This is a genomic window from Rouxiella sp. Mn2063 (genome assembly GCF_049319665.1).
GTDB lineage: Bacteria > Pseudomonadota > Gammaproteobacteria > Enterobacterales > Enterobacteriaceae > JBMOUD01.
In genome coordinates this window covers 592,722-613,706 of the sequence record NZ_JBMOUD010000001.1, presented here as the reverse complement: position 1 = coordinate 613,706, position 20,985 = coordinate 592,722, and the positions used below count along the sequence as shown (strand labels likewise).

The following is a 20,985-nucleotide window of genomic DNA, read 5'->3' as shown; positions in this document are numbered from 1 at the left end:
GCATGAGTTGGCCAACATGTTGAGCCGACGAACATGAGTCACGCAGGCTTTTTCATCCCGCTATCATCCCGCCTTATGCAAGCAAGCTTTATGCCACCTGTTGGCTTGGTTGGTTGCTATTGGAACCGATGAATTTGCCAGAAAGCGGGCGTGCTCGACAAAAAAGAATAAAAAAAGGTAGCAACCTGCGTTGCTACCTTTTTCCGGCTAAAGCTTCGAATCGGGCAGTGATGCCCTTACATCGCCTACATACGTGACAGCGTCACTTATTTTAGCATTGGTAAGTTCAAGTTATGCTTGTTGGCACAATCAATCGCCTGCTGATAACCCGCATCAGCGTGACGCATAACGCCAGTCGCCGGGTCATTCCACAGTACACGTTCCAGACGTGCATCTGCTTCTTTAGTCCCGTCACAAACAATCACCATACCTGAGTGTTGTGAGAAGCCCATACCTACGCCACCGCCATGATGCAGGCTCACCCAGGTCGCGCCGCCAGAAGTGCTTAACAATGCATTCAGTAACGGCCAGTCAGATACCGCATCTGAACCATCTTTCATGGCTTCAGTTTCACGGTTTGGAGAAGCAACAGAACCGGTATCCAAGTGGTCACGGCCGATAACAACCGGCGCTTTCAGCTCACCATTACGCACCATTTCATTGAATGCCAGGCCAGCCAAGTGACGCTCACCCAAGCCCAACCAGCAAATACGCGCTGGCAGACCTTGGAAGGCGATACGTTCATGCGCCATATCCAGCCAGTTGATCAGGTTTGCGTTATCCGGGAACAGCTCTTTGAGTTTGGCATCGGTTTTGTAGATATCTTCCGGGTCACCGGACAGGGCTACCCAGCGGAATGGCCCTTTACCTTCGCAGAACAGCGGACGAATATAAGCAGGAACGAAGCCTGGGAAATCAAAGGCATTTTCCAGACCTTCGTCTTTAGCAACCTGGCGGATATTGTTGCCATAATCGACGGTAGGAATGCCCATTTCATGGAAGTCCAACATCGCTTGTACGTGAACTTTCATTGACTGGCGTGAAGCCTTAACCACAGATTGCGGATCAGATTCACGCGCAGATAGCCACTGCTCCAGCGTCCAACCCGCTGGCAGGTAGCCGTTCAGTGGGTCATGCGCAGAAGTTTGGTCAGTAACGATATCTGGGCGCAAACCGCCTTTTTTCGCACGTTCAACCAGCTCTGGCATGATGTCGGCAGCATTACCCAACAGACCTACAGAGATCGCTTTACCTTCAGCACAGGCTTTTTCGATGATGCTCAGCGCTTCATCAATGGTAAAGGCTTTGTAGTCCAGATAACGGGTACGAATACGGAAATCGATGCGCGATTCCTGGCATTCAATCGCCAATACGCTAGCACCAGCCAATACGCCAGCCAGCGGCTGTGCGCCACCCATGCCACCTAAACCAGCGGTCAAGATCCACTTGCCACGCAAGTTGCTGTTGTAATGTTGGCGGCCCGCTTCGGCGAAGGTTTCGTAGGTACCCTGCACGATGCCTTGCGCGCCGATATAGATCCAAGAACCTGCGGTCATCTGGCCGTACATCATCAAACCGGCTTTATCCAATTCGTGGAAATGATCCCAGTTGGCCCAGTGTGGCACGATGTTAGAGTTGGCGATCAGCACGCGAGGCGCATCGGTATGCGTACGGAACACGCCAACCGGTTTGCCTGATTGCACCAACAACGTTTCGTCTTCGCGTAATTTACGCAGGCTATCTAAAATAGCCTCAAAAGCTGGCCAGTTACGTGCTGCCTTACCAATCCCGCCGTACACCACTAAATCTTCCGGGCGCTCAGCCACGTCTGGATCAAGGTTGTTCTGGATCATGCGATAAGCGGCTTCAATCAGCCAGTTTTGGCAGCTCAGTTCGCTACCATGTGGAGCACGGATGACACGAGCAAGAGCGGTCGGTTGTGGTGTGGTCATGTTTGGTTCCTTATTGTTTCAATAATTCCCCATCGCAATGGGGAACGGCAACATTAATGAGTGATAGCTTGGTTATTGATGGCTTGGCAGAATCGCTGCGATCGGTGCTGGCCACCGATCGCGGCTAGCCCAAACTCGCATGTGTTCAACATCAGGTGCCATCAGGCGGTCTTTATCTAAATAGGCAACGTTTTGACGAATGGCTTGCAGTTCACCTTCGATCAGCGCAGAACTTTTTAATGGACGGGAAAACTCAATCCCTTGCGCCGCGGCCATCGCTTCAATGCCCACCACGACTGCGGTATTAAAGGACATATCGCCTAAGCGGCGTGCCGCATAGGTCGCCATAGAAACGTGGTCTTCTTGGTTGGCAGAAGTCGGTAAACTGTCAACGCTGCCCGGATGTGCTAATGATTTGTTTTCTGAGGCCAGCGCGGCAGCCGTCACTTGGGCAATCATAAAGCCGGAGTTGACGCCACCATCGTTGACCAAGAACGGTGGTAAACCAGAGAGGCCGCTGTCGAGCAGCAGCGCCATGCGACGTTCAGAAATGGCGCCAATTTCTGCAATGGCTAAAGCAATAATGTCAGCGGCAAAAGCGACAGGTTCGGCGTGGAAGTTACCGCCAGAAATCACATCACCGTTTTCAGAAAATACCAGCGGGTTATCCGAGGCCGCATTGGCTTCAATTTGCAGAATGCGCGCCGCATGTTTCAGGTTATCTAAACAGGCTCCCATGACTTGCGGTACACAGCGGATAGAATAAGGATCTTGAACACGGCCACAGTGAGTGTGAGAAGTGACAATGTCACTACCTTCTAACAGAGAAGCCACCGCGGCGGCGACAGCAATTTGTCCAGCCTGACCGCGTGCCTGATGAATACGTGGGTCCAGCGGCTTAACCGAGCCTTGAATGGCTTCTAACGACAGCGCCCCGGCAACCAGCCCAGCAGCAAAGACGTTTTCACCTTCAAACAATCCGCGCAGCGCCAGTGAGGTTGATACCTGAGTACCGTTAAGGAGAGCCAATCCTTCTTTTGGTCCCAAAACGAAAGGTTTCAGTCCGACCGTTGCCAACCCGGCAACCGCAGAGACTTTTTCGCCATTAATGGTGACCTCACCTTCCCCAATCAACATCAGCGCCAGGTGCGCCAATGGTGCCAGGTCGCCAGATGCGCCGACTGAACCTTTCTCTGGGATGCAAGGCATGACACCGGCATTAAATAAGGCGATCAGCGCATCGATGACTTCAATACGAATACCGGAATGACCACGGGACAGACTCAATACTTTGGTGCTAACAATCAAACGCACCACATTGTCCGGCAACAATTTACCCACGCCAACGCTGTGTGACAGCACCAGATTACGTTGCAATTCTGCCAAACGGTCTGCTGGAATGGTGGTCTGTGCCAGCTTGCCAAAACCGGTGTTAATCCCGTAAACCACTTTGCCATCTGCCAGAATGCGCTCCACCGTTTCCTGTGAAGCCAGTACCGCCGCACGAGCTTCTTCAGCCAGCTCGATTTGCACATTTCCCTGGTAAATTTGACGGAGCATTGGCAGCTCAACCTGCCCCGGATGGAGGCGACATAGTGTTTTTTCGGTTGAATGAACAGTCATAATATATTCCTGTATAGACAAGTTGGGTGATGTCATAACCCAATGCATTTATGGATTGGGTTAAGGCAATACTTGGTAAGCTCAAGGCTACCTTTAACATTAACGATGCGATGTTCAATCAGGCTTTCGCCAGGCACCGTGTTTATATTCTTGCTTCGCCGCCTTTACTGGCGGCATTCCTCGGCAAATTTTACATTAGGCAATATAACGCCTTGGTCGATACAACATATTGCGAGGTTCTGAGACGATAGTCGCGCCGAAACGGAAAATCTACCGTCAGTGCTTAAAACCATGCCAGACATCACTTTACTTGTTCGTTTCGCCTCTCAATTTGCCGGGGTGAATCAGTGACGGTGATAAAAAACTCACGCACGCCTTCTGACTACTCATGTCTATACAAGCACTGTTACTTATAGGCAAACTTTGTGCCACTTTTTGAATTATCTAATAACGCTGATTAACCGTTGCTATACGCGATAAAAAAGATCCAGTTAATCAGCAAGACGCATGCAAGCGACCTAAACCAGTGCAGCGCATGCGCCTTTATAGGGCAGCCCGTTAGCCCGGTAAAATCGCCGCCCATAACAGCAAACCATCGCCCTGCTCGTGGCTAATCTGCCACTGTTCGTCTGCGGCCGATACACTGTTCCACCACACGCCACCGCGTGGCTCAGCCAAGGGTTTACCGTTAAGCAACCATTGACCACTGAGCACGTACAGCACGCCCCCCAAGCCGGTATTGAGTGCAAAGGATTGTCGTTTTGCGACTACCGATGAATGACAGACACCACGGCGGGTCATGATATTAAAATCGGTGGTCACGTCAGCCAACAATCGCGAATCAAGCGCGGTATCACCAGAAAACGCAAAAGGTTCGCCTGGCGATGACAACAGGTGATCAACCTCTCCAGAGGACTCACCGGTAGCAAACAAGTGCACGCCAGCGCCAGAGAGCAAGGTAATCGAGCGGTCAATGCCCGGAAAAGCCGAAAACGGACCATCTTGTGCAATAGTGGCAATACTGGCTCGCCAATCAAATGCCGTCGCCCCCACCGGAAAGCTAAAGATTTCTCGCGTTTCTCCGCCGCCGTTACGCCACGGGCTTACCGGCAGCGTATCAAAATGGAACGCGTTGCGTTCAATACTCATGCCGCCTCCTGACCAAGCTGTTTCAGCAATGCCAGGAAATCTGCTGCCGCTTTTTGCTCCAGCGGATGATGACCGTCTTGTACGCGAATTTGCCCTGCTACCCACACATCTCGGATTTGATGCTGACCACCGGCGAACAACCAGCGATTAAGCACTTCACTGTCGCTCGCTGCCGCCAGATAAGGATCATTGCCGTCGAGTACCAGCCAATCTGCGCGGCATCCTACTTCCAGTTTGGCAATCGGCGCGCCGCAAGCTTGAGCACCACCAGCAAGTGCTTGGGTATAGAGCAAATCCCCCACCGAAGGTTGGTTTTCTGCCGTTAAACGATTGCGGTGTCTATCGCGCAGGCGTTGACCATATTCAAACCAGCGCAGTTCTTCTACGACATTCAGCGAGACATGGCTATCTGAGCCGATACCCCAGCGCCCCCCTTGGGCGATGTAATCAACACCCGGGAAAATCCCATCACCGAGGTTGGCTTCAGTGGTCAGACATAATCCAGTGACCGCCTTGCTTGCTGCCAGCTGTGCCAGTTCGCTTTCATCAGGATGGGTGGCGTGAATCAAGCACCAACGTTGATCCACCGGCAAATGGTCATATAGCCAGGCAATAGGACGCTGCCCGCTCCACGCCAGACAGTCGTTCACTTCTTTCATTTGTTCAGAAATATGGATATGCACGGGAAGCTGCTTATCGCTTTCTCCCAGCACCTGTTGCATTTGATCTAGCGACACGGCACGCAGGGAATGGAAACACAGCCCCTGATTTTGCAGCGGCTTATCGGCAATATGATGGCGAATAGCCTGTTGTTGCAGCAGATAACTGTCGGCATCTTGAATAAAGCGCTTTTGCCCTTCAACGGCGGGCTGCGCGCCAAATCCAGAATAGCTATATAACACCGGCAGTAAAGTCAGACCAATCCCGGCCTGCTGGGCCGCCTCGCTAAGATGACGGCTCATCTCAGCGCGGTCAGCATAAGGCTGTCCGTTGGTATCGTGATGCAGATAGTTAAACTCAGCAACCTGGGTATAACCACCTTTAAGCATTTCGATATAAAGCTGGGTAGCGATAGTGGTCACCTGGGCAGGCGTCAGACGACGAACCATGCGATACATCAGTTCACGCCAGGTCCAGAAACTGTCTTGCGGATTGCCGGCAACTTCGGCCAGCCCCGCCATTACACGCTGAAAGGCATGTGAATGTAAATTTGGCATCCCAGCGACCACCGGCCCATGCAAAACAGTCGCATCCTGCTTATCGCAATCAGGCGTAATTGCAGTAAGATAGCCGGCATCGTTAACTTCTAATCTGACGTTATGTGCCCAGCCATGCGGCAAAAGGGCGCGAGGGGCAAAATAAACGGACATACTGGTTTCCCGGATCGGTTAAAATGGTCAATCACTCGGTTAAGGTTTGTGATCTTTTGTCCAACTTGTCTATACATATACATACGCCGAATTGAACTGTAAACTAGTACAGCGGCTTTATTTTTATAATTTGTCATCGCGCGCGGTTTTATACTCTGGTTACGCAAGATGATCTTTTATACTTTTGGATTTTATAATAAGCGAGGTTAGTGACATGTCTGATTCACAGCAGCCGCATCAACAGGCGGTGTCACAGCAAGTTTTATCTCAGTTGGCGGCTGCAATTAGCGATACGCCTGCCCCTATTTATCAGCGGGTCAAACAGGCCATTATCGACCAAGTTCGTGCAGGAATATGGCGACCGCATCAGCGCGTACCTTCCGAAAGTGAAATGGTCAATGAACTCGGCGTGAGTCGTATGACGATTAACCGCGCGCTGCGTGAATTAACCAGCGAAGGCTTTTTGATTCGTATGCAAGGCGTCGGTACGTTCGTCGCTGAAGCCAAAGCCTATACGCCGCTGTTGGAAGTTCACAATATCGCCGACGAAATCGCCGAACGCGGTCACCATCACAGCTGCAAGATCATCATCTGTGAACAACGATTAGCCGATGCAGAACAAGCGTCTCTGCTCGGGATAAAACCCGGCCAGCCGATGTTCTATTCGCTGATTGTGCATTATGAAAATGATTTACCCGTGCAAATCGAAGATCGCTGCGTTAACCCACAAACCGGCCCCGATTATCTGCATCAGGTGATCAACAATAAAAAAATGCCATACTATTATCTGATGGAATCAGCGCCGCTGACATCCGGTGAACATCGCGTTGAAGCGGTGCGGGCCGATGAATTACAGCAGGATTTATTACAGTTGGGTGAACATGAACCTTGCCTGTTGATCCACCGCCGTACCTGGAGCGGTAGCCGTGTTGTTACCTCTGCTCGCCTGCTTTATCCAGGAAGTCGCTACCAGCTGTTTGGCCGCTTTACCAGTCACGGCTAACTCTCGCCAGATGCGCATTTTGCCAGGCCTAAAACAGGTCGTCGAAATGCGCGTTCTTCATGATAATTCTCTCGAGTCAGATCGCGTTATAAGTAAAATCTATGACCTCCACCTTGCCGCTGCGGATTTTATGCGTTAGCTTGCTTGCATACTCTTGTCTATACAAGCATTAACCGCTTCTGTGAATCTGGAGAACGTCATCGATGACAGAACACTCCCTGCACGACTCATCCACTACACTGCATTGCGACAGCCTGTGGCTCGGCGCCGATCTGGTTACCTTGCGTGACGGACACTACAACATCATTGAGAATGGCGCGCTAGCGATTAAAGACGGCCGTATTTTATGGCTCGGCGCCGCGCAGGACTGCCCTGATTTTATCGCCAAACAACGCACAGAATTTGACGGCGGGATCATTACTCCCGGCCTAATTGACTGCCACACGCATCTGGTGTTCGGGGGCGATCGCAGCGCTGAATTTGAACAGCGTCTTAATGGCGTCAGCTATGCTGAGATTGCTGCTCAGGGCGGCGGAATTATTTCCACCGTTAACGCTACCCGCCAGGCGTCGGCTGAAACGTTGCTGGAGCAAGCTGAATTCAGGCTGCGCCCTTTGCTGGCTGAAGGTGTCACCTGTATTGAAATCAAATCTGGCTATGGCTTAAGCCATGAAAGCGAACTGAAAATGCTGCGGGTGATCCGCGAGCTGAAAAGCCGTCATGCCGTGGATGTCAAAGCCACCTTACTGGCCGCTCACGCGGTACCACCAGAATTCAAGGGCCGTGCGGATGACTATATTGAGCTGATTTGCCAAGAGCTACTGCCGCAAGTTGCCCAAGAAAATCTTGCCGACGCCGTTGATGCTTTTTGTGAGCATTTGGCCTTCTCTCCGGCGCAAGTTGAACGAGTATTTAACGCCGCCCGCCAACTTGGCTTGCCCGTTAAGCTACACGCGGAACAGCTCTCGTCTTTGCACGGTAGCACATTGGCAGCGCGTTTTGGCGCACTCTCAGCCGATCACCTTGAATACATTGAAGAGAGTGATATTAAAGCCATGGCCGCCAGCGGTACCGTGGCCGTATTACTGCCAGGCGCTTATTACTTGCTGCGCGAAACACAGTGTCCACCGGTCGAGCTTTTCCGCCAACACGGCGTGCCTATTGCGCTTGCCAGCGATGCCAACCCAGGCACGTCTCCGGCGCTCTCTTTGCGCCTGATGCTCAATATGGCCTGCACATTATTCCGTATGACACCAGAAGAAGCACTGGCAGGGATCACCTGCCACGCTGCGCGTGCATTAGGCGTACAAGACAGCCAAGGCACTCTGGAAGCCGGCAAAGTGGCGAACTTCGTCCACTGGCCGTTAAAGCGACCTGCTGAATTAGTTTATTGGTTGGGTGGACAACTGCCCTGCACCGTTATCTATCAAGGAGAAGTGCGTTTATGAGCCATTTCGATTCCATACACTTTACCCGTGGCACCGTACCATTGCTGCTAAGTATTCCTCACGCAGGCACTCGTTTGACGCCAGAAGTCGCCAACGGTCTGACCGATGGAGCGCAACCGCTGTCTGATACCGATTGGCATATTCCTAAATTATACGAATTTGTTAAATCACTCGGTGCTAGCATCTTAGTCGGCCAATATTCGCGCTTCGTGATTGATCTCAATCGCCCTGCAGATGACAAGCCGCTGTATACCACGGCGACCACTGGTCTTTATCCTGACACCTTATTTGACGGCCGCCCGACCTTTAAACCGGGACAAGAACCCAGCGCTGAACAACGCAAATCCTATCTTGACGGCATCTGGCAGCCTTACCACCAAACCTTGGCAGACGAACTGGCCCGTATGAAGCAAGAATTCGGCTATGCTTTGCTCTTTGATGCCCACTCTATTGCTTCAGTAATCCCACGTCTGTTTGAAGGCCAACTGCCAGACTTGAATCTAGGTACCAACAGCGGCGCTAGCTGCGCCCCTGAGTTGATCGCTCGTATAGAGCACAGTTGTGAAAACCAGACACAGTTTACTCATGTGGTGAACGGCCGCTTTAAAGGTGGCTATATCACTCGCGAATACGGTAGACCAGAGCAGGATTATCACGCCGTTCAGTTGGAACTGGCACAGTGTAATTATATGGATGAGGCCGAGCCTTTCCCATATGTCGATGCCAAAGCCGAACAACTGCAAGTGCTGCTAAAAACGTTGATCGGTAATATGCTCGACTGGGGTAAAGAGACGTATCGCGCTTAACCCCACGAGTTAAATTAAATCAAGTCGTTAAACCGTTAACGCCCCGTTCTGATATAACAGACGAGGCGTTAAATAAAATATCAATGTGGGACAAGCCGACGGCAAACATTAAGTACCAGTTGCCGCAACCAGCGATGGGCGGGATCGACCTCAGAACGAGGATGCCACAGAAGGAAGTGTAAAAACCTGGCAACGCGGCTGATTATACGAATTCATAGATTATGTCGGCTCGATTTTAGGGCCGGCAAGAGTTGATGATGTAATTAAAATTTTATGAATCAATAAGTAAGCAGTAATAAATTTCCCTAATTAAAAAGAGAGAGTAAGATTCGTCTCTCTTTTATTACTTACTCCATACTTTCGACTAAATTTCACTACACTATTATCCATTTTAAATATAGGTAAAATGTGTTTTAGTTTTTTATTCTTGAAGTAGGTAAAATAAAAAACAACTTTATGTTAAAAATTCGTAGTTATAAATCTCAATAAATCCCACAGAATGAGTAAGCGTAAAATAAAAACATAACATCATGATATACAACCATAGTTTACCCATACCAATTTTACCTCGCAAAGAAATCATCCCCTTCCCTTTAAATAATTAACAGCAACGCACCTTTACACACGAATTAACATCCTGCTTGATGATGGAATAAGGCACTTTGCCAAGATGGCTTTAGAGAATCGATGCCTGATTCTTTGGCTTAAGGTTTAGTATTGATGGCAGAAAAACCCGAAAAAAGAATAAGATTGAATAACTTAACTAGGAGGAGTTATTCAATCTTATCTATACCTAATAAACTTCAAGTTGCAGGTAATGAGTAATAGAGAGCAACCAACATCTCTGCAACTTGAGGTATGGCGGGTATATACTCTAGGACCATTGAGAGACAGATAAGCAGCCTTCTGTATCTTGAGAGACCTAGGTATTCCGGGCTGTCATTCACATATACATCTGCTTATTAGGAAGAATAAAATGACATCCATACCAGAAAAATCATTAAATTCATTACAGTGGAAAGCAGCCTGTAGTGCTGCAAAACAGATAGCAGAAGGTTGGAATCACGCTGGTCATCCCGGTGGGGCTATTGCGTTATTTGATGCCAAAGGTCTACAGGGAGAAGTCTGCGCAGGTTTGGCGAATTTGACGACCCGTGAGCCTTTTAGCCTCGACTCTGTTGTACGCTTCGCCTCCGTGACTAAACATATTTTCGCCGCGCTATCGCTTCTGCGCAGCGAGTCCGGTTTGTCTCTCGACGATACGCTAGGTAAATATTTACCCACTCTGCAAGCCCCTATGTCAGATGTTACCATCGGGCAAGCACTAGACATGACTGGCGGCCTGCCTGACGTTCGAGAAACGCTCTCCTTGCTCGGCGTTTCAGTCTATAACGTCAGCGATCCTGAACCGATTCTTGATTTTTTGGCACAAATGGGAAATCTCAATTTTCCAGCCGGAGAAGGCCTGTCTTACTCGAATACGGGTTATCGATTAGTAGAAACTATCCTGCAACGTCAAGGGCTGCAATTTGCCGATTTGATTGACCAATATATTGCCAAACCTTTGAGTATTAACTTGTTTGCTCCAGAAAGTTGGTTCGATATCGTACCTGATTTAGCTCCTGGCTATTGGCTGGCAAAAGATGGCTGGAAAACGGCCTCCGCTGGCTTGCACCTTTCTGCTTCCGGAAGCTTAGCTGGAAGTTTGCGTTCGCTCATGACTTGGTTGCAAGCGCTACTGACCAATCGCGGACCGGGTGCCGGGGTGCTTGATGCCCTAACCTCACCGCGTTTTCTTAATGATGGAACGCAAACTGGCTATGGGCTGGGGTTAGCGAAGACCAAAATCGGCGGCTATACACTGTATGGTCACGGAGGTTCTCACCTTGGTTATAAAACCTATTTCCTGCTGGAGCCTCGCCAGCAAATAGGTCTGGCATTAGTGTCAAATCGCGACGATACCGATTCTTTTGCCGCCCTTATAGAAATTGCAGCTACGCTATTAAACGCGCCACTGCCGCGTCGTAGCACGGCATTGCAAGATGGCCTCTATGTTAGCCACGCAGAACCCTACTGGTTAGCCATTAATAATGGCGTTGCCAACTATTTAGGCACCAGTGAAAATCTTTATCAGGGAGAGGATGGCAGTGCAGTTTCTCTTTCCGCGCATATGCCGATACGTTTAGAACAAAAAGGCCCGCTTATCGAGGGCGAAATTGGACATGCTAAACGTTTCTTTAAGCCAATAGAGTCTACTGATTTTCTACATATGATTCAGGGCCGCTGGTATCACGCTGAATCTAAGTCAGCATTCGATATTATCGACGATCAACTATTGATGGGGGTGGGAACCTTGCGGACAGCAGGGAAACTGACCTCGTTAGGGCAAGGTCGGCTGTTGGTTGAAATGAGCGATGGACCGTGGCAAAAATCGTTTTGTCTCTATTTCCAAGGCTATAACGTGCAACTGATTTCAAATCGTAGCCGGGTGCTAACCTTCCGCCGAGAAGAGTGCCGTATTAGTTGGCAGCCTGCGGGTTAATAGCAGGCAATAATAGTAATATCAGTTAATCGCAAAGAATCAGAAGGACTGATAGCGAATCAGCCCTTCTCTCCAAGACTGCAATTATTTACTAATCTGGTCTAAAAATAGCTGACTGTTGCCGATTTGCTGGCTTGCTCCTTTCACATTACTGCGCAATGCAACGAGTAACTGCCCCTGTAACGCAACAACAAATGGCGAGTTGCGCTGTAACTCACGTTGTAAATCGGCATATTGCGCCAGACGTTTTTGTGGATCAGATTGTGCCGCAGCAGCGCGAGTTTCGGCGCTGATCTGTGGAATATTCCATTGCAAACGCCCCGCTAACGTTTTGCCACCACCCGGTGGATTATAGGCAAAGGTACTGGCGTTACTGTTAGCATCCAGATAATCCGCTCCCCAGTAAGTAAATATTGACTGGAATTGGTGAGCTCTCATGCGCGTCAATACATCACTTTCTATGGTTGGCGTAATTTTCAGGTTAATCCCGGCTTGTGCGAAGCTGCCTTGCAATGCCTGAGCGATATCCGAATAAGGTGGTTGATTAATCACGAGCAGATCAATGGTCGTCCCCTCGGGTATGCCGCCTTTTTTGAGGATAGCTTTGGCCTTATCCACATCATACGTATAAGGTTGATCGTCTATCGAGCCTGCAAGACCTTTTGGTAAGAAGGTTTGCCGAATGGTGTACTGACCTTTTAATAACCCTTGCGAAAGCGTTTTGTAATCCACCAGCCATCTTGCCGCCTCCCATAAGGCAGGGTTTGCCAGTACCGGTTGACTCTTGTCACCCACATTGAACCCTAAATAATAGATTAACGAGACCGGGAATTTGGCTACATAGACGTTAGGTTGATGCTCTAATGATGCAAACTGATCCGCGCCTAAGTCATAGGCAATATCTGCATCGCCATTGAGCACTAGCAAGCGGCGCGTCGATGCATCGGCAATGTTTTTGAATAGGACTTTATCTATTTTGGCCTGTGGTTGCGCGTAGGTATTACGTTTAAAGAATAAAGCTTCATGAGGGACATAGTTTTGTATGCTGTAAGCACCACTACCTGCAGAATGGCTGCGTAGCCAGCCATTGCCGAAATCATTACCCGCTTGGTGGCTCGCTAATAATTTACTGTCGACTATCGACGCCACTGGCGCAGTTAACAGCCTTAATGCCAGCTCGCTGCCAATATCCGCACTCCAGTTAATTTGCACTTTATCATCAGCAAGCTTTTTGATTTGCCCATCAACATTGTCTGGTGTCCAGCCTAATTCACCCAATATAAAAGATGGGCTCTTGTTCAGTTTGACGGCACGGCTGAGAGAAAAAATCACATCATCAGCGGTAATCGGATTGCCACTAGAAAACTTTTGTCCTGGTGTCAGCGTAAAAATAAGGCCACGCCCATCGCTGGTCGCTTGCCAACTTTTCGCTATCGCAGGATCGAGCTGATCGGGCTTTTGTCGATCGGACCTCACCAATTGCTGATAAATATTCAGCAAGTTGCCATTACTGACCTGTTCGAAGCTCTCCGCTGGGTCAAGACTAATAATGCCCTCGAGGGATTCAGCGACAACTAAAGTGTCAGCAGGCGTCGCTGCATAAACATGGCTGCTCGCAGCCAGTGTCAAAAGAAATAACGAAGAGAGACGAACTTTCATTGCGAGTTTTCCCAATAAATATCAGTAAGTCTTGCAGTGGTAACACGCCGCTTTCACGCAGCCAACTAACTAAAATAGCTTTATAAATTGGGAATTTATCTAATGAAAGTGACGCCGTCACAAGCAAGGGGTTTACTATAAATAATGGGAAAGAAATAACGAACCAACGCCCTCACATTCACTGAATGATGCGTTCTTTTTTTATCGTAATGGAACGATCGCGCCCCTGCTTTGTCACATTGTCATCGTGACGTATTGAAATTATACCTCACTGAAATAATGGTTAAATACACTGACAATTACGGATTGGGCAATTCAATCAATCAAATATTGAAAATGTTTAAGTTAAATGTTTCATAATAAATTTTTTTGGACAGCTCTATGGCTATGGAAAATATGGCTATTGGACGTCCCCGGTTATGGAAAACATAGGGTTAGTACATGAAAATGACTTCACGTCGTCTGGTGTTTATTATCGTAGTTTGCCTGCTTATTCTGGCTATCGGCCTGGTAACCTATTTTCGTCTCCCTAACCCCATTGCCTATGTCACTACACCGGTTCATCAAGGTGATATTGAAAACGCTGTGCTTGCCACCGGAAAACTTGACGCCATAGAACGTGTCAATGTCGGTGCTCAGGTATCAGGACAAGTGAAATCGCTCAAGATAAAAATGGGTGATACGGTGCATAAAGGTCAGCTCATCGCTGAGATTGACGATTTGCCACAACGCAACGATCTTCGCACCTCAGAAGCCGCCCTGAACGCAGCTAAAGCAGAACGTTTAGCCAAGCAGGCAATGCTGAAACAAAATGAGGCGCAATTCAAACGCCAAAAACGCATGCTTAGTGACGAGGCCAGTTCGCGTCAGGATTATGAAAGCGCGGAGGCTGCACTGGCAACATCGCATGCCGATCTGTTGGCATTAGATGCGCGTATCGTTCAGGCGCAAGTCGATGTGGATAAAAAGAAAGTCGATCTCAGCTATACCAAGATCCTGGCACCGATGGATGGCACCGTGATTGCCATCGTCACTCAGCAAGGACAAACGGTAAACGCCAACCAGAACGCCCCTACTATTGCCAAGCTGGCACAGCTGAATGTGATGACAGTCAAAGCGCAAATTTCAGAGGCGGATATTACTCATATTATGCCGGGGCAGAAAGCCTACTTCACTATCTTCTCAGAACCGGAAAAACGTTACGACACCACGCTGCTTAGCGTTGAATTGGCCCCTGAATCGGTAATGAAAGATGACTCGCTTTCCAGTGGCAGCAGCACTTCGTCCGGCTCTGGAGCCAGCAACGCGTCGGTCTATTATAACGCCCTGTTCAACATTCCTAATCCTGATAACAAATTGCGTATCGCGATGACGGCGCAAGTCACGTTGCTGCGCGGCAAAGCTGAAAATGCGTTATTAATTCCGTTGCAGGCGGTGAAGAAAAGTGCTGAAAACAAGCAACAGGTAGAGATTCTGGGTAAGGATAATCAGCCTGAAATACGCGATATCACCACCGGAATTACCAACAATGTTGATATCCAGGTGCTCAGCGGGCTGAAAGCAGGCGAAAAAGTAATCTTGGCTCAGGAGAGCGGTAATAGCGATAACAAGGATGCAATTTTCCAATGAATGAAGTTGCAATAAATAATGCTCCAGCAAACAACGCCATTGAGCTTAAAAATATTCGCCGCACTTACACCAATAGCGAACAGCCTCTTACCGTACTTAAGGGCGTAAATCTGACCATCGCGGCCGGTGAAATGGTTGCGATCATTGGCGCTTCAGGTTCAGGTAAATCGACGCTGATGAATATTATGGGCTGCCTTGATGTACCAGACAGCGGTGATTACTTTATCGGTGGGCAGAATGCCGCGCAGCTTTCTGCTGATGAGTTGGCCCGCGTGCGCCGCGAGCATATTGGTTTTATCTTTCAACGCTATCATCTGATGACCGATAGTAGCGCACTCGATAATGTCGAAATTCCAGCAATTTATGCCAACAGCAAACGTGGCGAAAGAAGGATGCGAGCGGCTCAGCTGCTGGCAAAGTTGGGGCTTGAAGGACGCGAACACCACAAACCAGGCCAGCTTTCTGGCGGCCAACAACAGCGTGTCAGTATTGCCAGAGCCTTGATTAATGGCGGCGAAGTTATTCTGGCCGATGAGCCAACCGGCGCGCTTGACTCACAATCCGGGCAGGAAGTGCTGCAAATTCTCACAGAGCTTAATCAGCGTGGACATACTGTGGTCATTGTTACCCACGATATGAATGTTGCCCGCCATGCTCAGCGTATTATTGAACTGCGAGATGGCGAAATCATCGCCGATAGCGGCAGCAAAATTGAACATGCTACCTCGTTAGTCGCTCCGCCAAGAAGTGAACAAGGCTATTGGCAAAGCTTGGTCGACCGCACCCGTGAATCGCTGCAAATGGCATTAAAATCGATGAACGCCCACCGGCTTCGCACCGCGTTGACCATGACCGGCATTATCTTTGGCATTGCCGCCGTGGTTACCGTGGTCGCCCTAGGGGAAGGCGCGAAACAACGCACACTTGAGAGTATTAAAGGGCTCGGCACTAACGTAGTCAACATCTATCCGGGCAGTGACTTCTTTGATGATTCTTCGCAAAACATCCGCTCACTGGTCCCTGCCGACGTTGATGCACTGGCAAAACAAAGCTTTGTTGATAGCGTAACGCCTGAAGTTTCAACATCACAGCAAGTACGTTTTCTTTCTAAATCAGCCAATGCATCCATTGAAGGCGTTGGCCTTCAATATTTTCGTGTTCAGGGTATCAAGTTTGTCGATGGCAGTAATTTCAGTGACGATACTCATGCACGTCAAGAGGCCGTTATTGATGAAAATACGCGCAAAGCGATGTTTGAGCATGTCATCGGCAGCCCTTTGGGGCAAACCATCTTTGTGGGTTCAGTCCCGGTCAAAGTGATTGGCGTGGTCAGCAGCAGTAACAGCAATTATTCACCGAATCAGCTACGCGTCTGGCTGCCTTATACCACCGTGATGTATCGCATGTCAGGCCAGCAGTCGTTAAGTAGTATCAATATACGACTCAAAGATGATGCGCCCAATGCTGCCGCAGTGAAAGCCATTACCCAGTTACTTACTCAGCGCCACGGCGTCAAAGATTTTATGCTGTTCAACCGCGATCAGTACCGTAAATCAATTGAACATACGTCGATGACGCTCAGCCTGTTGATTTTGATGGTCGCTTCTATCGCGCTAGTGATTGGCAGCCTCGGCGTGATGAACATCATGTTGGTTTCAGTCACCGAGCGAACTCATGAAATAGGCGTACGTATGGCAGTCGGCGCCAGACGTAGCGATATTATGCAGCAATTTATGATTGAAGCCGTGTTGGTCTGTCTGATTGGCGGCGTATTAGGTGTCGCCCTGTCGTTAGCGGTAGGCCCGTTGCTTAGCGGCCTTGCCGGTGGAGAACTCACGGCTATCTATTCCTGGCAAGCGGCGGCGATTGCCTTCTTCTGTTCCACTCTGATCGGCATGATTTTTGGTTATCTCCCTGCCCGCAAGGCTGCACGGATGGATCCGGTCGTTTCACTGGCGAGCGAATAACTGATGAAAAAACTCTTTCCACTTGGCGTTATGACCGCCGTCTTGCTCAGCGCAGGTTGCGGCAATTTATTAAAAAGCACCTATCATCCTCCGGCGGTAACTTATCCGGCACAGTGGCAGGAACCGATAACTATTGGTGCCTCGGTTCCCTTCGCATGGCAGGACTTTCATGACCCGCAACTGCAACACTGGTTACAACAAGTGTTGGCAAGTAATAACGATTTAGCTCTCGCCGCGCTGCGGCTCTATCGCGCCAATCTTGACGCGCAACGAGTAGGGATTGATACCGCCCCATCGGTTAATGCTAATTTGGGGATGACTGGATCAAAAAATGTAAATAGCTCAACGCCATGGAGCAAAGGCAGTAGCGCCAGCCTTGGCGTCGACTATCAGGTCGATTTATGGGGCAAGTTGGCTCGACAGCGCGATGCCGCCGAATGGGCTCGTCAGGCTACCGCACAAGACCTTGCTGCCGCGCGCCTGACGCTACTCAGTGAAGCCAGCAAAAACTACTGGCAAATTGCTTATCTTAATCAGCGTATTGCCGTGAGTTTGCAGAGCATTGAGCACGCTAAAACAACCTTGAAACTGGTCAATACCCGTTATCTTGCCGGTAGCGTTGCCTCACTTGATGTCATCGATGCCGAGCAGTCGGTGGTAGCGCAAGAAAACGCGCATTTGGCACTGCTTGCACAACGCAAACAGGCGTTAAATATGCAAGCCGTGTTGCTAGGTACAGCGCCGGGCAATTCGGTAGTTGACCCCCAACGTTTACCCAGTGGCCCATTGCCACAAATCAGTGCAGATATTCCCGCGAGCGTGTTATCTCGTCGTCCTGATATCAGCGCCAGTGAACTGCGCTTGCGTGAAGCCTTGGCCCATGTCGATATCAAACGCAGCGAGTATTACCCGGCGTTTAATTTGACCAGTTCAATTGGTGGCACAAGTGATGCGCTGTTCAAATTTGTACAAAATCCGCTTGCCACTCTAGGGGCCGGTCTGACGCTGCCTTTTGTGCAGTTTCGGCTAATGGATGTCGACATTAAAATTGCCCGTAACGATTACCAACAGCGGGTGCTGAGTTTTAAGCAATCGCTATATAAGGCCATGGCTGGCGTGGAAGACACGCTGGTACGAAGAACACAGCTGCTCGCACAAGAGAAAAAACTGCAATATGCATTAGAACTGGCATACCAATCGGAACGCTTAAACGAGACCCGTTATCGCAACGGCGCAACACCGATTAATTTCTGGCTGGATGCACAAGAGAGACGCCGACTGGCTCAGGTCGAGGTGGATACCAATCGTTATGATCAACTACAAAATCTGGCAGATATCTACCAACAAATGGGAGGGAACTCAGACAGCCCGCAGCCATCACCTCATACTACCCATTGATTTTTAATCGTATTTTTAGTTTTAGCCGGGCGAGAATGCCCGGCTAAATCCAATAATGGGATTTACCATTACCCCAACACATGCCCTTTTGCCATATAGACCGATCGGTCACACATATGATCGATGACATCGGCGTCATGGCTGACCAGAATCATGGTCAGGTCTTCGGATTTTTTCAGGTCATTAAGCAGATTCAGGATTTCTGCCTGTACCGACATATCCAATGCAGAAGTGGGTTCATCGAGCAGCAAGAGTTTCGGCTTTAATAACAAGGCGCGAACTAATGCCACGCGTTGACGCTGCCCACCGGAAAGCTGATGCGGATAGCGATCCATTAATGCCGGATTTAATCCCACTTGCTCGAATCCTTTGGCGACCTTGTCAGTGATGTCGGTCTCTTTCAAGATTTTCAGCGGTTCGCTTAAGGTGCGCAGCAGTTTGTGTTTCGGGTGCAGCGAAGCATAAGGGTCTTGAAATACCATCTGCACATCGCGGCGCAAACTCCCGGTAAAAGGCTTGCCTGGAACTAACTTGCGCCCGAGCAGGTTAATCCCTCCGCTCCATTGCCCATTAAGTCCAGCCAATACCCACAACAGCGAAGATTTTCCACAGCCAGATGGCCCGACTAACCCGAAACATTCGCCACGATGAATACTGAGATTAACATCATGCACCACAGTACGCGTTTCATAACCTTGGCGGTGAGACACGCTAAGATGGTGTAACTGCGCAATCATTTCGTTGCTCATGGCGCCTCCTGCCGTTGTGTCAAAGATTCCAGCAAGGCACGATCCAGCACCGGCAGACGTTGACCGCGAGTATCAATATTTGGTCGGCATGACCACAGCGTGTGGGTATAAGGATGCGTGGCATGGGCAAGTTGTTTCGCAGGCAGTTGATCAAGCACCTCGCCTTTATACATGACCAGCACACGTTCGCAGTATTGCGCCACTTGCTGTAAATCATGGCTAATCAATACCAAGCCCATGTTGCGCTCTTCGACCAGACGTTCAATCAGCCCCAAGACCTGTTCACGCATATCGTGATCCAATGCGGATGTCGGTTCATCGGCGATCAACCACTGAGGATCGTTGATTAGCGCAATAGCCAGCATCACTCGTTGCCCCATCCCGCCAGAAAGCTGATGGGGATAAAGCCCGCTGAGACGTTTTACATCGGGTAATCCCACTGCATTGAGCATATCTAATACTTTTTCCTGCCGCTCATTACGGCCAAGACGAGTATGCAGCTTTAGCGGTTCTTCAACCTGACGACCGATTGGTTGGGTAGGATTCAAAGCATATTTCGGGTCTTGCATCACCATAGCAATGCGATTACCACGCAACTGGTTCCACTCTTTCTCTTTCAGGCGGGTTAAATCCTGATCTCCCAGCGTCAAACGCGTAGCCAGAGAAAGACAAGGAGACGGTAATAAGCCCATTAATGCCCGGGCGGTCATTGATTTACCCGATCCCGATTCACCGACCAGTGCCACTCGCTCTTGCCCGACTTGGAAAGAGATCGATTTAACCAGTTCCACTGGCTGTGGCCCCGGAACATAAACGGTAAGATTTTCAGCGATCAACAGATCGCTTGTTATCGGATTAGTTGGCATGACGGGTATCCATTTTGTCGCGTAGACCATCGCCTACCAGGTTAAATGCCAGGCTGGCAAACAGAATCGCGCCGCCCGGTGCTGCCGCTACCCACCATTGGTCAAAGATCACTTTACTGCCTTCTGCAACCATGGAACCCCATTCCGCCGTTGGCGGTTGAATGCCCATGCCGAGGAAGCCCAATCCGGCAGCTGACAGAATGATGCCACCTAAACTTAATGCCGCGCGTACTACCGCACTTGGCAAACAAAGCGGCAGAATGTGGCCAAACATCAGGCGAACACCGCCAATACCCTGCATACGTGCGGCCGCCAGATAATCACTGCGGCGTAAAGCCAGGGTTTCTGCTCGCGCCTGACGGGCAAACGGCGGCCAGCTAGTAAATGCCAGCGCTAACGCGCCATTCATCAAGCCGTGGCCCATAATGGCGACCAATGCCAACGCGATAACCAAGCTTGGCAAAGACATAACGATATCGGTGAAACGCATCAAGATGCGCTCATACCAACCACCGATATAACCGGCGCTAATACCAATCAGCAAACCAATCGGAATAGTCAGCACCAGAATCAGTGATACCAGCAGCAAAGTGGGCCGCGCACCGTAAATCACTCGCGATAATAAATCACGGCCAAAACCGTCGGTTCCCAGCCAATGCGCATCAGAAGGCGGTTGCAGGCGAATTTCAATATGCTGAATATTGGGATCAAAAGGTGCAAGCCAGTTGGCAAACACCGCGGCGATCAGCAATATCACCACCAGCCCAACGCCAATAGAGAATGTCGTTATTCGCAAGCGGGAGCGGGCTTTCATTTTTGTACTG

15 protein-coding genes are annotated in these 20,985 nt (G+C 49.6%); 7 read left to right on the top strand and 8 right to left on the bottom strand.

Annotated elements, in window-relative coordinates; genetic code table 11:
- Window positions 1-266 precede the first annotated feature (266 nt).
- The 4 genes from hutU to ACL9RG_RS02595 all read right to left on the bottom strand — a co-directional run bounded on the left by hutU (window position 267) and on the right by ACL9RG_RS02595 (window position 6,094).
- Entirely contained in the window at window positions 267-1,952 is a 1,686-nt protein-coding gene (hutU, locus tag ACL9RG_RS02610) for a urocanate hydratase (protein ID WP_422790995.1), read from the bottom strand.
- 72 nt (window positions 1,953-2,024) lie between these two features.
- The gene (hutH, locus tag ACL9RG_RS02605; RefSeq protein ID WP_422790994.1) at window positions 2,025-3,575 is read right to left on the bottom strand and encodes a histidine ammonia-lyase; all 1,551 of its coding nucleotides are present in this window, start codon (window positions 3,573-3,575) and stop codon (window positions 2,025-2,027) included.
- Between the two features lie 558 nt (window positions 3,576-4,133).
- Window positions 4,134-4,724: a HutD family protein gene (locus tag ACL9RG_RS02600; RefSeq protein WP_422790993.1), complete on the bottom strand. Its 591-nt coding sequence runs from the start codon at window positions 4,722-4,724 to the stop codon at window positions 4,134-4,136.
- On the bottom strand, window positions 4,721-6,094 hold the full coding sequence (locus tag ACL9RG_RS02595; RefSeq protein WP_422790992.1) for a formimidoylglutamate deiminase: 1,374 nt from the start codon (window positions 6,092-6,094) through the stop codon (window positions 4,721-4,723). The genes ACL9RG_RS02600 and ACL9RG_RS02595 overlap by 4 nt, the downstream gene beginning before the upstream one ends.
- Window positions 6,095-6,308: 214 nt before the next feature.
- Between ACL9RG_RS02595 and hutC the strand changes: the two genes are divergently transcribed.
- From hutC to ACL9RG_RS02575, 4 genes are all read left to right on the top strand, one after another.
- Window positions 6,309-7,097 carry a histidine utilization repressor gene (gene hutC / locus ACL9RG_RS02590; protein WP_422790991.1) on the top strand — a complete coding sequence of 263 codons (789 nt, stop codon included), beginning with the start codon at window positions 6,309-6,311 and terminating at the stop codon, window positions 7,095-7,097.
- 203 nt (window positions 7,098-7,300) lie between these two features.
- A complete protein-coding gene (gene hutI / locus ACL9RG_RS02585) occupies window positions 7,301-8,545 on the top strand; it encodes an imidazolonepropionase (RefSeq protein WP_422790990.1) in 1,245 nt (414 codons plus the stop codon).
- Window positions 8,542-9,351: an N-formylglutamate deformylase gene (gene hutG / locus ACL9RG_RS02580; protein WP_422790989.1), complete on the top strand. Its 810-nt coding sequence runs from the start codon at window positions 8,542-8,544 to the stop codon at window positions 9,349-9,351. Before hutI ends, hutG begins: the two co-directional genes overlap by 4 nt.
- A gap of 976 nt (window positions 9,352-10,327) precedes the next feature.
- Window positions 10,328-11,893, top strand: coding sequence for a serine hydrolase domain-containing protein (locus ACL9RG_RS02575; RefSeq protein WP_422790988.1), 1,566 nt, complete (start codon window positions 10,328-10,330; stop codon window positions 11,891-11,893).
- Window positions 11,894-11,977: 84 nt separating this feature from the next.
- Here the strand turns inward: ACL9RG_RS02575 and ACL9RG_RS02570 are convergent, their stop codons facing one another.
- Window positions 11,978-13,552, bottom strand: coding sequence for an ABC transporter substrate-binding protein (locus ACL9RG_RS02570; protein WP_422790987.1), 1,575 nt, complete (start codon window positions 13,550-13,552; stop codon window positions 11,978-11,980).
- 441 nt (window positions 13,553-13,993) lie between these two features.
- On the opposite strand from ACL9RG_RS02570, the gene ACL9RG_RS02565 reads away from it, so the two are divergent.
- From ACL9RG_RS02565 to ACL9RG_RS02555, 3 genes are read left to right on the top strand one after another with little or no spacing between them, the layout of a single operon-like run.
- Window positions 13,994-15,181, top strand: coding sequence for an efflux RND transporter periplasmic adaptor subunit (locus ACL9RG_RS02565; protein WP_422790986.1), 1,188 nt, complete (start codon window positions 13,994-13,996; stop codon window positions 15,179-15,181).
- The gene (locus tag ACL9RG_RS02560; RefSeq protein WP_422790985.1) at window positions 15,178-17,148 is read left to right on the top strand and encodes a MacB family efflux pump subunit; all 1,971 of its coding nucleotides are present in this window, start codon (window positions 15,178-15,180) and stop codon (window positions 17,146-17,148) included. The genes ACL9RG_RS02565 and ACL9RG_RS02560 overlap by 4 nt, the downstream gene beginning before the upstream one ends.
- Window positions 17,149-17,151: 3 nt before the next feature.
- The gene (locus ACL9RG_RS02555; RefSeq protein WP_422790984.1) at window positions 17,152-18,546 is read left to right on the top strand and encodes a TolC family protein; all 1,395 of its coding nucleotides are present in this window, start codon (window positions 17,152-17,154) and stop codon (window positions 18,544-18,546) included.
- Between the two features lie 68 nt (window positions 18,547-18,614).
- Here ACL9RG_RS02555 and ACL9RG_RS02550 read toward each other — a convergent pair whose 3' ends face one another.
- From ACL9RG_RS02550 to ACL9RG_RS02540, 3 genes are read right to left on the bottom strand one after another with little or no spacing between them, the layout of a single operon-like run.
- Window positions 18,615-19,295, bottom strand: coding sequence for an ABC transporter ATP-binding protein (locus ACL9RG_RS02550; protein ID WP_422790983.1), 681 nt, complete (start codon window positions 19,293-19,295; stop codon window positions 18,615-18,617).
- Window positions 19,292-20,161 carry an ABC transporter ATP-binding protein gene (locus tag ACL9RG_RS02545; protein ID WP_422790982.1) on the bottom strand — a complete coding sequence of 290 codons (870 nt, stop codon included), beginning with the start codon at window positions 20,159-20,161 and terminating at the stop codon, window positions 19,292-19,294. Before ACL9RG_RS02545 ends, ACL9RG_RS02550 begins: the two co-directional genes overlap by 4 nt.
- Window positions 20,151-20,975, bottom strand: a complete 825-nt coding sequence (locus tag ACL9RG_RS02540) for an ABC transporter permease (protein WP_422791177.1) — start codon at window positions 20,973-20,975, stop codon at window positions 20,151-20,153. Before ACL9RG_RS02540 ends, ACL9RG_RS02545 begins: the two co-directional genes overlap by 11 nt.
- Window positions 20,976-20,985: the final 10 nt, after the last annotated feature.